Annotated in this window: 13 protein-coding genes; 2 read left to right on the top strand and 11 right to left on the bottom strand. The window is 47.3% G+C overall.

The window, feature by feature from the left end:
* Nucleotides 1–119 precede the first annotated feature (119 nt).
* From BMI79_RS18550 to BMI79_RS18530, 5 genes are all read right to left on the bottom strand, one after another.
* Nucleotides 120–806, bottom strand: a complete 687-nt coding sequence (locus BMI79_RS18550) for a hypothetical protein (RefSeq protein WP_076943579.1) — start codon at nt 804–806, stop codon at nt 120–122.
* Nucleotides 807–1,330: 524 nt separating this feature from the next.
* Nucleotides 1,331–3,898, bottom strand: coding sequence for a fimbria/pilus outer membrane usher protein (locus BMI79_RS18545; RefSeq protein WP_083704486.1), 2,568 nt, complete (start codon nt 3,896–3,898; stop codon nt 1,331–1,333).
* Between the two features lie 51 nt (nt 3,899–3,949).
* The gene (locus BMI79_RS18540) at nt 3,950–4,693 is read right to left on the bottom strand and encodes a fimbrial biogenesis chaperone (RefSeq protein WP_076943577.1); all 744 of its coding nucleotides are present in this window, start codon (nt 4,691–4,693) and stop codon (nt 3,950–3,952) included.
* A 44-nt stretch (nt 4,694–4,737) separates the two neighbouring features.
* Nucleotides 4,738–5,277 (bottom strand): fimbrial protein, encoded by a 540-nt coding sequence (locus tag BMI79_RS18535; RefSeq protein WP_076943576.1) that lies wholly within the window; start codon nt 5,275–5,277, stop codon nt 4,738–4,740.
* Nucleotides 5,278–5,698: 421 nt separating this feature from the next.
* The gene (locus BMI79_RS18530; RefSeq protein ID WP_125828850.1) at nt 5,699–6,223 is read right to left on the bottom strand and encodes a hypothetical protein; all 525 of its coding nucleotides are present in this window, start codon (nt 6,221–6,223) and stop codon (nt 5,699–5,701) included.
* 759 nt (nt 6,224–6,982) lie between these two features.
* Between BMI79_RS18530 and BMI79_RS18525 the strand changes: the two genes are divergently transcribed.
* Both BMI79_RS18525 and BMI79_RS18520 read left to right on the top strand, forming a co-directional pair.
* A complete protein-coding gene (locus tag BMI79_RS18525; protein WP_158069130.1) occupies nt 6,983–7,702 on the top strand; it encodes a winged helix-turn-helix domain-containing protein in 720 nt (239 codons plus the stop codon).
* Nucleotides 7,695–8,177 carry a hypothetical protein gene (locus BMI79_RS18520; RefSeq protein ID WP_076943573.1) on the top strand — a complete coding sequence of 161 codons (483 nt, stop codon included), beginning with the start codon at nt 7,695–7,697 and terminating at the stop codon, nt 8,175–8,177. Before BMI79_RS18525 ends, BMI79_RS18520 begins: the two co-directional genes overlap by 8 nt.
* A 261-nt stretch (nt 8,178–8,438) precedes the next feature.
* Here BMI79_RS18520 and BMI79_RS18515 read toward each other — a convergent pair whose 3' ends face one another.
* From BMI79_RS18515 to ugpA, 6 genes are all read right to left on the bottom strand, one after another.
* Nucleotides 8,439–9,461 carry a fimbrial protein gene (locus tag BMI79_RS18515; protein ID WP_083704485.1) on the bottom strand — a complete coding sequence of 341 codons (1,023 nt, stop codon included), beginning with the start codon at nt 9,459–9,461 and terminating at the stop codon, nt 8,439–8,441.
* Between the two features lie 45 nt (nt 9,462–9,506).
* Entirely contained in the window at nt 9,507–10,301 is a 795-nt protein-coding gene (locus BMI79_RS18510) for a fimbrial biogenesis chaperone (protein WP_083704484.1), read from the bottom strand.
* A gap of 544 nt (nt 10,302–10,845) precedes the next feature.
* A complete protein-coding gene (gene ugpQ / locus BMI79_RS18500) occupies nt 10,846–11,583 on the bottom strand; it encodes a glycerophosphodiester phosphodiesterase (RefSeq protein WP_076943571.1) in 738 nt (245 codons plus the stop codon).
* A complete protein-coding gene (locus BMI79_RS18495) occupies nt 11,583–12,656 on the bottom strand; it encodes a sn-glycerol-3-phosphate import ATP-binding protein UgpC (RefSeq protein ID WP_076943570.1) in 1,074 nt (357 codons plus the stop codon). Before BMI79_RS18495 ends, ugpQ begins: the two co-directional genes overlap by 1 nt.
* Entirely contained in the window at nt 12,657–13,502 is an 846-nt protein-coding gene (gene ugpE, locus BMI79_RS18490; protein ID WP_076943569.1) for a sn-glycerol-3-phosphate ABC transporter permease UgpE, read from the bottom strand.
* Nucleotides 13,499–14,386, bottom strand: coding sequence for a sn-glycerol-3-phosphate ABC transporter permease UgpA (gene ugpA, locus BMI79_RS18485; RefSeq protein WP_076943568.1), 888 nt, complete (start codon nt 14,384–14,386; stop codon nt 13,499–13,501). Before ugpA ends, ugpE begins: the two co-directional genes overlap by 4 nt.
* Nucleotides 14,387–14,429 lie beyond the last annotated feature (43 nt).

The raw sequence follows: 14,429 nt of genomic DNA, 5'->3' as shown, positions 1-14,429 counted from the left end.
GATTGTAACGGAACGTAGGAAGCTAGGTGACAGAAAAATGGTTTACCAGTGAACAACGAATGCCCAGACAGAACCTTGAACGCTGTTATCCCCCTACACGCCCTGTTTCTCCCTCGTTTTCATTCAGACAGTTCACCAATAATTTTCGAAATATAGAGGTAATACTGTTTGACACTTTTAAAACCTATTTTGGCGATTGTATTGTATCTTCTTGAATAAAATGTTTTATATTTACTGCCAATTCTGCGCGAGCTCTGTATCAACCGATGTTCGCCGATCTCAGAGAAATATCCCTGAAGTTCATTATAGGATACATTAGGTACACGATAATCCAGTAATAAACCACTGACCCTCTCACTTAATACCACTCGGCTATCATGATTCAAAGAGCAAAGCACTCGCTTCATTGACAAAATGGATTCACTCTTAAGAACAATACCGCCGAATATAGACTTCGCCATTGCAGAGATAAAAAAACGATCTTCAATAGAAGTATATATCAGCACTTTTAAATTACGATGCCGGTTATGTGAAAAATAGGCACTCATCGCACTAAAGAAAAATAATGGTGAATTCTTATCACCGGAAAAATCGACAATAATCAATGAGGATACCTTAAGATCGCACTCCTGCATGGTGAAATCCAATGCCTCAATGATACAGTCAAAGCATAGAATATTACTCACAGGATGAATTTCGCTTACCGTATCGACAATCGCACCCCTTGAAAATACATTTTTGTCAAAAATAACGATATTATTAGGACACCATGTTTTAAAAGCAGAAAGCTCCATCTCAATATTCAACCCAATCCCCTTTGATAATTCTCACCTATAGCCTCCGTTTTAAAAAAAGGCAAACACTGCAGCCCCAAAAAAATTTAACCAACACGCCCCCTCCCCACGTGCATTTAAAATAGACTTGATGTTATAACTTTCATACTTCAAGTTGCTTGGGTGTTGGCTGCGTTACTCGGCCCATATTGGGCCTCGCCCCTTCGGGGCCGCTGCAAGCAGCGTTCAAATCTGCTTGCGCAGATTTGTCACTCACCCCAGTCACTTAATTGAGTAAGCTCCTGGGGATCCATTCAATTGCTACCTACACGCAACTCGAATTATTTTTGGCATGCCCAATAAGAGACTTCTGCACCATCAGGAGATAGCCTCTGGATTGTCATGATCAATGCCAAGTTAATTTATTTACTGACGCTGATATTCAGTTGTAAGGTGATTTGTTTGGCACTTTCTCGATAGCATAGGCTGGTCAGCGCCTGCGCCATTCCGCCAATAAAACCTCTGCCAGCGTAAGAACAAAGTCATCAGCCTCGTTGTTAACCTAGGCGTTTGCAGATGGCCGTCAAGTGCACCATATTGGTTTTTTCCTTCGCAACCCCTTCTGGCAAAACATAATCCGCCAGACATTGACGATCGGCACTTTGCCCCCATTGGATACGTACACGCCCATGCGACTCGGTAGCACGCAGGAATACCCGACTTCCTTGGCCAACAAATGTTGTGCTATTACCCTGTTGGTCGAAAACTTCGGCCCCTAAAGGAAGGTGATTCCCCGTCTCATCACGCACAACCAATAACAACGGGTAGCCTTTCACCGTCGGGTAATCAAGCATAACGACCGCCCCGTACTGGGGAGCCGTTTTCTGCTCTGTGACTTTCAGTTCCACCTGGTCTGCAATATTTTTGGAATCAAGTGCGACCGTATTTTCTCTGTAAGGTGTTAAACCAGCAGCAATTGCATAGCCATGGGTGTCAATGTAAACACCTTTATTGTTAAGTAACGCAGCACCACTGGCACCACGTGCTGAAATGACGGCTTTGGTTTCACCCTGTACCTGGCTCAGCGTAACACCACCAGGATGTATCACCATGCTCCCACTGGTACCCAACCCATATTGCGAGTATCCGCTACCGTTGCTGACGCTGCCTGTCAGTATTGCCTTATCCGTACGGTATTGTGTGTTTCCACCATAGCTATTAACATTGCCGTTATAATATCGGCTGGCGTAGGCCGCGTAACTGACCTGATTTTCTTCACCTAATGAACCAGAAATGCCGCTTTGCGCACTCCATCCTCCCTGAGTGCTGCGCGTCAGCGACGTATTCAAATGAGGGGAACTTGCGCTACGCCCCAGAGGTAGCGAGAAATTCAGCATGTACTGCGTTTCACTTGCGCCGTATGCAGAGCGACTACGTCCTGCAGATAGGTTAAAACCGCCCCAACCAAAGGCGTTGGAGTACCCCAACTGATACGTCATATCCCTGCCCTGATCGGCGTTCCAGTAGTTCTGAATCGATCCGCTCAAGTAAAAGCTACCAAAATCTTCCCCTAAGTTCTGGCTGACGTTCGCCTGTACGCGGCTGCGCTGGCGAGAAGGCGCGGGCATACCATTATCCGCTCTGCCTGCACTCTGTGCATAGTCGCTAAAGCTGTAGTAGTTCTTGCTTGAGAAACGATAACTCGCCACCGTAAAGTTGGTTTGGGTCGTTTCCAGCAGCTTACTGTAGGTGAAACGATAACTCTGCCCGCGCGCCTGTTGAGAACCTTCGGTTGTCAACGCAGGGATAACGGCATGGGATTGCGTTGCATCTACGGCAAAGGCACCCAACGTGGTACTCAATGCCAGACCGGCCTGCATAGCCTGATAGTCTTGAGATACAATAGCTCCGCTGTACGCCGTCAGCAGGTTAGATATCCCACGCTGATAAGTTCCTTGAAAGAATTCTGGTGTCTTATTCAAGCGATCGTCACGATATTTCCCTAGCACGACATTGAAACGCGCGACGCTTGGCCGTAATAACTGCGGCACTGTGGCAAACGGCACAACAAAAGTACGCTTACGTCCATCAGCCTCGGTGACAGTCACTTCCATATCACCGGCGTAACCACTGCCATACAGCTTGTCGATCATGAACGGTCCCGGTGATACGCTGGTTTCATAAAGAACATTGCCACCTTGGCGTATGGTGACCTTCGCATTGCTCTCTGCAGTGCCACGTATTGTTGGCGCAAAACCTCGTTGGGAGTCAGGTAACATGCGCTCATCGGAAGCCAATTGGATCCCACTGTAAGACACACTGTCGAACAAATCGGGGGCGGTATAATACTGTCCAAGCGTCAACTGAGCTCTCAGCACAGCGCTATCACGCTGCAAGTAACTGCTGATCGCTGTATATTTCCGCTGATCGCCCATAGAACCGATGGTATGGTTGTAATACCCATTATGGCGCAAGCGCCAATTTGCCAGATTAAAGCCAGTATTAATCCCTAAATAATATTGTGTGTGGATATTCCCCTGAGTTAATGCACGCCAAGCATTAGCGTTATAATCGATAAATGCCGCAGTCACACCGGAATCTGCTTTCTCTGGGGGAATATAATTATTATCAAACTGCTGCATATAGGCTTGTGGAATGCTGACATTCAGCTTCAGCTTAGACTGCTCAAAATCAATGCTACTGTCAGGAATCAATTTCTTAATATCCACACACTCTTTCCCTTGCGGATCATAGTGCTCTCTATTAGGCAACTTATCAAAATCAATGCCTAATCGCTCAATGCCAGCCATTTGGAAACAATAGTGTGTTTCATTATGTTCATCTTTACCAATGGTGATTTGCTGTATTCCGATAGATTTTGTATTGATATAAATATCTAACCGATAGTTACCGGAATTAACAGGATTACCGCGTTCAAAAGCAGACAAGTCTAACGGAACACCGTTACTATTAACCAAAAAATCCGTATTGAAACGTGTAGAAAGATCATCATCAGCAATAGCAGAAACAGTTGTCACTGCATAGGTTAAGCATGATGAGCAAAGCGTAAGCCAAACGATAAGAGGCGATATTCTTGTAAAAGAAATTTTATTACCACGATCCATCGAAGTCTCTCTTACCTGACCACACATACCTGATATACCTATCTTCAATTATCAATGAACAGTTGTTTTGTTTTCAGCGCCAACGCCATAGTCACTCATAGGACGATAAATAAGCTGAGCACCTTTAGAATAACTCTGCATACCTTTAATGCTGAATTCCTCACTTGATAAAGGAGCAATCATTCCATTACCTAGATCGTAATGTTGTCCACTAGTCTGTAAATTCAATTTGCTGTAGGTCACGTAATACGGCGTCGGATTTTGCCCTCGTAGTACATACCCACCTTTCGCCGTGGGGACAATATGCCATTTCACTAGGTTTGGCGCACTCGCCGCATCACCCGCTAATCCGGCTGGACGATAGAATAATTTTAAACGAGACCGTACGGCAATCTGCAACGAACTTTTATCCTGATCGGCACTCACTGGCGGAATTTCCAATGCGTTAAACCAAAACAGGGTTTCACGATCCTGTGGTAATTTTTCACCGGTGAACATCAGACGTACACTTTGCCCATTCTTAGGGTCTATACGGACGATCGGTGGTGTAATGACAAAAGCAACATCACTATCATAAGGCTGAGTTTCCGGGTTACCGCGATCTATCCAAATTTGCATTAATGAGGGCGTATTTCCCTTGTTGACCATTTTTATTGTTATTTCGCTTGCTTTAGCAGGATAAACAATTCGGGTGCCATCAATCGATACGGCAGCATTGGCCATACTGGGAAAAAACAAATAGGTAGCAACACTCAGTAGCAGTGTGCTACAAAGAAAAAAAAGAGACTTCATCATTTAACCTTTATGAAAACCCCGGGAATGACCCCGGGGTACAGGGATTACAGATACTGCATGCTGTACTGGATGCTGGTTTTCAGCACACCTGCAGTAGGTTTAGCATTTTTACTAAAATAGTTGGCATAGAAATCAATAGTCGTGTTACCGCTCACGATATTACCTTTATTGCTTGCAGATTCACCGTAGTTAGCCAGGTTAATTGGTGTAGTACCATCGGCCTTGTAAATACGAATTTGTGCGTCAGTACCACCCGCAAAGCTATTATTCAGGTTACCGTTGGTGCTATCAACATTACCGCCGGTAGCAAACAATACAGAAGCGCTCACCGCACCAACATCGCAACCTGTAGCACTCAGGGTGAATTTAACGGCAGATGAACTAGCCGCAGTATTCGCCCCAGTGAAATCTGTTGAAGTAATCGATGGCAGGAGTACTGACATATTTTGGCTATTGGTATCCAAAGTACAGGTTGTATCGTTAACCACACCTTCAAAAGTAATAGTGCCATCAACCGCTGAAGCATTTGTTGCCAAGCCTAAAGCCATTACTGTCATAACGCTAACATAGAAACTATTTTTCATACTAAAACTCCAAATTTTTTATTTACCAAGTCATAAACTGCGTCTACCGAATACAAAAAACCACCCCATGCTAAAATGAGGCTTACAAAATTTATGAAGTTTTATGTTGTATATCGGAAACAATGTGATACGAGCAGAGTTAACATTCAACAATAAACGTCGTTACCTTATTTATTGCTTTTCTACTGCGCTCATTTGATACGCCACTACCCTAAGCTCGCTGCATAATATACCCTCAAAAAAGCTATATTCATAGATTATTCTTAAAGAATATTCCTATCAAAAGCGCATAAAACCAAAGAATATTCCTAAAGAATGGATAAAAAACAAAGAAAAATCCTAAAACATAAAACAAGTGTTAATATATGCACTTTTATTTAACAACCACAGAGAAACTTAAGATTGACATAATCAAAAATGATTATCTGCACAACATGCCGCTTACTTTAGAAATATACAGATAATATTGCTTCACATTTTTAAATCCTAACTTATCTATTGTGTTATAACGCCTGCTATAGAAAGTTTTATACTTACTTGCCGTTTTTAGTGAGCTTAATACCAACCGATGCTCGGCGAGCTCAGCAAAGTAACCTTGTAACTCCTTATCGGTCAACAAGGGGAAACTATATTCACCAACTAACTTGCGCACCGCATCACTCAATACAACTTGGCTAGGCTGGCTGAAGGTATTCAGCATTTTTGGCATGGAGAGCAGCGATTCTGACTTCAAGAGTATTCCACCGGAGATAAAGCTCGCCATTGCTGAAATAAAGAAACAATCCTCCACTGAGGTATATAGCAATACCTTTAACTGAGAGTCAGGATTCTCAGCAAACCATCCCCTAAAATGATTAAAGAAGAATAATGGAGCTTCTATGTCGCCAGAAAAATCGATCACCAATAGAGTAGGCTGCTGTAACAAAGCCTCATCGGTAACCGACACCAATATCTCACTCAACCGATTACTCTTACTCATCCTACTTGTCGGATAAGCCTCTCTCAAGGTAGCTATAATGGCTCTTCTCGAGAGTAAGTTCTTATCAAACACCATGATATTCTCAGGATACCAAGTGGTACTAACAGTAAAGTGGTTGTTGTTCACCCAAGCCCTCGCGTTTTCATTCAAAAATCATCATTACGTTTTAGAAATCCCCGTGTTTCGACAAGTGAAGCCAGTACATTCAATACGCCTACTGAGCGAGGCTGCGACTTCCAGTTTGCCGGATAACGGGTTGGCGAAGTGAATGATAGGGAAGTGGGCGGTTAATTCGTAATCAATTTCACTCTGAATAAGGCTTTTTTAGATCCCAGCGGATGAAAAAATAAAAACATTTAAAATCAATAGCATAATCGATGTTGTTTTTCTTAATTAAGAAAAAAATTCCGTTATGGAATTTTCTTAATCTGGCAATTTAAGATATAGTTACACTGACTAAAGCCAAAATCATGCGAATTGCTTGCCGACAGCAACAACATACAAAGCGCTCACAGCGCTTTTTATGTAGCACTTGCGTTAGCCTGCAATAGTGAGGCCCTTTCGAGCCAAGCAATACACTCAATCTCAAAGTAACGTGAAGCATGACTGGTTAATCGAGTCATCTATAAAAAACTGCACATGATCGGGGTAGCGATGAGCAAAGTTTACCTTATTGATAACAGCGTTATCTTCAATCCCGAGTTGCACTACCTAAGGCGGCATCTTATGACAAGCCCACAAGACATTGTGCAATTAAATGCTCCCACCAGCCGATGTTTTGAAATTTTACTCGCCAACCGTTACAGTGTGATAAGTCAGAAGGTGCTATTTGAATCTGTCTGGGGGAAACAGGGGGCTTATGTTAGTGCCAACACGCTGTATCAAAATATTTCATTACTGCGTAAGGCACTGAAAAGTTTGGATCTGGATGGCATTGTGAAGACAATCTCAAAACAAGGCATTGTTATTGCGGATACGGTCAGCGTGCAAGAAATAGAAAATGATAACGTTGACTTAAGCCTGCCTTCCGCCACATTGGCCACCGTCTCCCCTACCGCAGAGATCGCTCAAAGCACGGGAATACAAAAGTGGCTCACGTCAAACCTATTTCTGGGCATTCTTGTCACGTTGGCTCTAGGGCTAGTTACGCTTTTCATCTTGGAGAATCATCAACATCAGTCACATATGGGATATTTTAATCATTACTCGCAGTTTACCGAGATAAACGGCTGCGCGATCTTCAAACCGGAAATGGATAATTCAGAAGAACGATACCTTTCTTTTGTCAAAAATTATCCTATACCTTGCGCAGCACAGAGTAAGGTTTACTTAACCATGCCACGAGCTAAACCGCAGGTCTCTATGTTGATATGCGATAAAGACATACTCACACCCGGTGTAAGATGCCACTCTTATAATTTATTAAGAGAGGTAAACTATGACTAAAGTAAAATTAGCAAAATGGTTACTGATCTTCGTTGCATTCGTCGCCGTGGCTAACATCGCCATTGATTATTATCGAAACTACCCAATGGAGCATTTCTCTTGTGAAAGTAATTTTGAAACAAAGTTAGATGACAAGACGATTTCCGGCATAATATCTTTTATGTTTAACAATGGTAAAGGCCAAGTCAAAGGTTCATTTAATCTGATAGAGAACGGCAACAAAGTTGCCAAGGTAAATCGCATTTTTGATTTTAACTACACTCGTTCAGGAAACAGTTACCTATTGGTTTCTAAAGATCCCTACAACACAAAATACACGGCATTTATCAGGGCGTTACTCCCCGACTTTTACCTACTTGAAAATAGCGGCTTGCAACTAGAGATTTATAGACAAAATGCCTCGGGTTATGTTTTTGTAAGAGCAGATACCACAATAATCTATTGTGACCAAGATACACCCATAGCACCACGATAACAGAGTATTGTCTTTTTTACTTTTCTCAACGTGCAAGTTATTACGAGCACACAAAGTGCTCTTAATCGATTAAAGTCTTACTCATTCATAGACTTTATACCCAAAATAATTCGAGTTGCAGGGTAGGAGCGACACATCTGCCAGGAGCAGATTTGAACGCTGCTGGCAGCGGCCCCGAAGGGGCGAGGCCCACGACTGGGCCGAGTAACAAAGCCAACGCACATGCAACTTGAAGTATGAAGGGTATATTGGGATAGGCTCTTATTCGTAAGTGAGCGTATAGGTGGTAGAAACCCGGATCTGACCAGGAACAATATCCCCGAACTTATAATAGCGGGCAGTAAGCGGGATAGTCACAGGCTGGTTATTACCGGAAGACGCCGTGGTCGTTATATCTCTTTTGACATCTAGCGGCACCACAGTTTGGCTACCCACTCCGCCTTGAAAAAGTTGAATACCTACACCAGTTGCCATATTTCCACCGATACTATTGGCAAGTACGTTTTGCACTGGACTGCCGTTCGAAGCAATACTCAACTTCACATTAAGTGAAGGATCGCATGCCAGCGTAATATCAAAAGCGCGCTCCTTACCTGCAAGCAGTGGCGTTCCCGTTTTGCCAAATTCATTTTTTGCTATCGTAGGCAGTTCAAGCCTGATGGCAGAGGGGCTAGTTTGCACGCAAGAACGGCTGGAAACATTCGTTGTGCCAGCAAAAGTGATTCTACTGGTGGCCAATCCATCGTATTGAGCCAGACTTGACCCGGCGATTGAAAGTACACCAGGTTCAATTTTGCCCGTTTTGATCAGGTAGACCCAAACCTGAGTAAAAGGATCATATTTGCCTGCCGTAAATTGCCAGTCCAGTGCTGATAGCTCAGACCACCCGCTACTTACCCCGCCACCAACAGCGCCGCTTCCCCAAGGATCTGTGGGACATGACGTGACGTTTTTATTACACCAGAAGATAGCAACACCAATGCCTGGTACATTGGTCGCACGAACTCGAGGAATAGGAGAGGGCGTACTGATTTCACTGGAAAGTATCCCCATAACTTTACCATTGGTGGTACAATTTATCTGGCCTGTTGTAAACCATTTCCACCCTGTGCTCCATAACACCGTACCATTCGCTGTATCATCTGGAATCGAAATTGGTGTTGAGGGTAAATCTATTATCGCATTACCAGCCCCACCACCCGTAAATGAGCAGGCAGCTAAAGTTGGCTTGACTATGGCTAACACCGAACATAGCAATAGAAATTGCCACCCTATCTTTCGCATTACAACCCTCAAAAACAATTAAAGATAACTATAACCCTTCATACTTCAAGGACTGGTACTATTCACCGATACCTTTTTCACAACAGCCTGTTGCTCTGGCAAAATACCGTAGTCACCCACCCCACGATAGCGAATTCTTCCATTTTTTTCCTCAGCAGAAATTTCACCTAGCGTGTACTCCCGCTGTGCGAAAGGATTAATCATTCCCACATCAATATCATAATCTTTACCGCCATAGGATAGTTTTAGCCATCGATAGGTAATATGGTATGGCGTGGGATTTTCACCTTTGAGCGCATAGCGACCTGCATCTTGTTCAATGATGCGCCATCTTACCTGTGTAATCGCTTCAGATGGATTGCCAGGCAGACCTACCGGCCGATAAAACAACTTAAACCGAGAACGCAATGCAAACTGAATAAAATCAACGCCATTCTCTTTTGGAATAGCTGGGATCTCAAGAAAGTTAAGCCAGTAGAGTGATTCCCGATCCTGAGGTAATTTTTCCCCTGCAAATATTATACGTACGCTTTGTGCTTCTTTAGGATCTAAACGAAATATCGGAGGCATAACGAGAAACGGTGCATCAGCATTATCTGGTTGTATATCGGGATTACCCTTATCAACCCAAGCCTGCATCAATGCTGACTCATTTCCCTTGTTTATCAATCTTATGCTAACTTCACGCTCTTTAGCGGAAAAAAAAATACGCGTATTATCAAATTGCACTGCCGCATGCATTGAAGATGGAAATATTAGGCTCAATAAAATACCGACCAAAAATAAAGCCAACATAAAATCTTTACGATATATCACAACACCTGAGCCTTTACTTTGCATAATGAAAACCACTTGGGCTATATAGCCTAAATAATTCGAGTTGCAAAGAAGGTGGTGACGCAGCGAATCCCCGAGAGCTTACATTAATAATGTGACTGGGGGAGCGAATAAAGCCAACGCTCATGCAACCTGAAGTATGACGGGTATAGTAGCATATTCTTAGAGCGGTCAATAGTAATAGGGAAAAAGAATAATCCTAGGCAGTGGCTATACCCAAAATAATTCGAGTTGCTTGGTGACTCGGCCCATCCTTGGAACTCGCCTCTTCGAGACCGCTGCCAGCAGCGTTCAAATCTGCTTACGCAGATTGAGGTTGATAACAAAATGGCTTCTAAACCCGAGATACCCGGGTCTAGCGCACCGAGGGGCTATGATGGGACACATCCTTGTGTCCCACCCTACGGGCCGACTTAACGTCGTTCAAATTTGCTCCCGGCAAATTTGTCGGGGCTTGCGCCGCTACGCCCCCTTCGGCACGCTTCCCCTAATAACGGACTTTTTCATCAGTCTGAAATCTGCTGACGCAGATTTGTTCTTCGAGGGTTTAAAAGTTAGGTCCGATTAAATCTATCCGATCGGTACAAATGCAGTCCACGCCCCAGTTCAACAATAAGCGCGCGCGCTCAGGGCTGTTGACGGTGTACACCAGAATACGCAGCCCAGCCGCCTTCAGCATGTTTATCCGCTCGGCGGTCAGAACATTATGGTTGAGATGTATCGAAACGCATTCCAGCCTGCGGGTCAGTTCACGCCAATTGTCATCCCACTCATCCAGCAGCAGGCCGCGTGGCAGTTCCGGCACCGCATGCTGCGCCGCCGCCAGCGCTTCAACGGAAAATGAAGACAGCAGCGGGTCAGTTTGCCCCTGCCATAGCAGACGTGCCGCCAAGGCTACCTCGCGACCGGTTTCTTCCTCAACGCCCAGAGTCGGTTTGATTTCAATATTGGCCATCAGCCCATGTCGCTTGCAGCGCTCGGCCACTTCAGCCAGCAGCGGCAGACGCTCGTCTTTAAATGCCGCGCTGTACCAGTTACCGGCGTCTAACTGCTCCAACTTCTCCCACGGCAGATCGCCCGCCACGCCCCAACCGTTGCTGGTGCGATCGAGCGTGTCGTCATGAAGCAGGAAGATCTGCCCGTCCTGCGCCAACTTGGCGTCAAACTCGATCATCTTGTGACCGTAGCGCGCGCCAACATCGATCGCCGCCAGGGTATTTTCCGGTGCCAAAGAACCACCGCCGCGATGAGCAGCAATATGAGGGTAAGGCCAGGCCGTGGTCATCATTCCATCCTTAATCCGCTATGGGTATCAAAAAAGTGCAGTGCCTGTGTAGGCAGTTGTAAATATAACCTGCTGCCCGCTGGCGGCAAGGTTTCGTGGCTCAGGCGTGCGATCACGCTCGTACCGCCCCATTGGCCATGCGCCAGATTATCTGCGCCGAGCAGCTCCAGCGTTTGCAGCTCCAGTGGAATACCGCCCTGCTCACGCGTGGTCAGTTGCAGATGCTCCGGGCGAATACCCAGCGTCAATTCACGCCCACCCCAGCGCGGCTGCGCCTCAGGCAAGCGCAGCGCCATACCGCTGGCCAGTTGCAGTTGGCTGCCATCGGCATTCAATACGCCGGGCAGCAGGTTCATTGCCGGGGAACCGATAAAGCTGGCGACAAACAGCGAAGCCGGGCGCTGATAAACCTGGCTCGGCGTGCCGATCTGCTCCGCTACGCCTTTGTTCATCACGATCACCCGCTGCGCCAGCGTCATCGCCTCCACCTGATCGTGCGTCACGTACAGGCTGGTGGTTTTCAGGCGGCGGTGCAGTTGCTGCAGTTCCAGACGCATCTGCACGCGCAGTTTGGCATCCAGGTTAGACAGCGGCTCATCAAACAGGAATACCGCCGGTTCGCGCACAATCGCTCGGCCCATCGCCACCCGCTGCCGCTGCCCGCCGGAAAGCTCACGCGGTTTGCGCTGCAGCAACGGCTCCAGTTCCAGAATGCGCGCCGCTTCCTCCACGCGCTGGCGAATCTGCTGTTTGCCAAATCCACGGATTTTCAGGCCGTAGGCCATGTTGTCGTACACGCTCATATGCGGGTACAGCGCATAGTTCTGGAACACCATCGCGATACCGCGATCTTTCGGCTCCAGCTCGGTAACCCGCTGGGTGTCGATATAAATATCGCCGCTGGTGGTGCGTTCCAGGCCAGCCACCATACGCAGCAGCGTCGATTTGCCGCAACCGGAAGGGCCAACCAGCACGATAAACTCACCGTCCGCTACGTCGAGATCGAAAGGCTTAATCACCGCTGTTTTGCCGTCGTAAGACTTGGTGACCGCCTGTAGTTTTAAACCTGCCATTTATTTCTCACTGTCTACAAGACCGCGCACAAACCAGCGCTGCATCAGAAGAACCACCGCCAAGGGTGGAATTAAGGTCAATATCATTGCCGCCATCACCTGGTTCCACTGGGTTGGCGCACCGGAGGTGGAAATCATGCTTCGGATCCCCGCCACGGCGGTGCCCATCGAGGCATCACTGGTGATCAGCAGCGGCCACAGATACTGGTTCCAGCCGTAGATAAAGGTGATGACAAACAGCGCTGCCAGATTGGTTTTCGACAGCGGCAGCACGATGTCCCAGAAGAAACGCATGGGCCCGGCGCCGTCGATGCGTGCCGCTTCCAGCAGCTCATCCGGCAAGGTCATAAAGAACTGGCGCAGCAGGAAGGTGGCGGTTGCCGAGGCCATCAGCGGCAGCGTGAGGCCGGTGTAGCTGTCCAGCAGATTGAGGTTGGAGATCACCTCCACCGTCGGGAAAATACGCACCTCCACCGGCAGCATCAACGTCATGAAGATCAGCCAGAAAAACAGGCTGCGCAGCGGGAAACGGAAATAGACAATGGCATAGGCAGAAAGCACCGAAACCACCATTTTACCGGCGGTGATCGCCAGCGCCACGATCGCGCTGTTGAGCAACAACTGTGAAAACGGCACCTTGAGGGAACCCACGCCGCTCTGCCAGATATGGCTCAGGTTGCTCCACAGATGATCCCCTGGGATAAGCTGCATTGGCACCTCAAACACCTGCCGATCGTCCAGCGTGGCGGCAACGAACGCCACATACAGCGGGAACAGCACCACCAGCACGCCGATAATCAGCATCGTATGGCTGAAAATGTCCAGCCCGCGTCGATTCTCAATCATTGATAACGCACCTTACGTTCAACAAAGCGGAACTGAATCACCGTCAGGCCAATCACCAACAGCATCAGGATCACCGACTGCGCCGCAGAGCTGGACAGATCCAGGCCAGCAAAGCCTTCACGGTAAACCTTGTAGATCAGCGTGGTGGTGGATTGCCCCGGGCCGCCGCCGGTGGCGGCGTCGATCACCGGGAAGGTATTGAAAAAGGCGTACACCAGGTTCACCACCAGCAGGAAGAAGCTGACCGGAGCGATCAGCGGCAGCACCAGATTGAAGAAGCGCCGCACCGGGCCTGCGCCGTCGATCGCCGCCGCTTCCACCAGCGAGCGTGGGATTGACTGCAATGCCGCCAGGAAAAACAGAAAGTTATAGCTGATCTGCTGCCATACAGACGCCAGCACCACCAGGAACATCGCCTGGCCGCTGTTTTGCGCATGATTCCATTCGTAGCCGAAACCGGCGAGAAAGCGGGTGATCAACCCCATGCCGGGGCTGAACAGGAAGATCCACAGCACCGCCGCCACGGCGGGCGCTACCGCATAGGGCAGGATCATCAGCGTTTGGTAGACGCGGCTGGCACGCAACACATAATCCACCAGCGCCGCAAACAGCAACGACACCAGCAGGCCGACCCCGGCCACCAAGGAGCTGAACACCAGCGTGGTATAGAACGACTCCAGATAATAGGGATCCTGGAACAGTTGGCTAAAGTTATCCAGGCCGACAAACTGGCTGGAGAGGCCAAAGGGATCGACACTCTGTACCGAATACCACAGAGCCTGACCGGCGGGCCACAGGAAGAAAATAACGGTGATCAGCAGTTGAGGCAGCACCAGAGCATAGGGCAGCCAGCTAGGGCCGAAACCGGGACGATGTGATGACATTGAGGTTAACCGTTTATGTGGATGAGAGACTGCATCAGCCCCT

The organism is Serratia oryzae (assembly GCF_001976145.1).
GTDB classification, from domain to species: Bacteria; Pseudomonadota; Gammaproteobacteria; order Enterobacterales; family Enterobacteriaceae; genus Chania; species Chania oryzae.
This window is presented reverse-complemented; position numbering and strand designations above follow the sequence as displayed.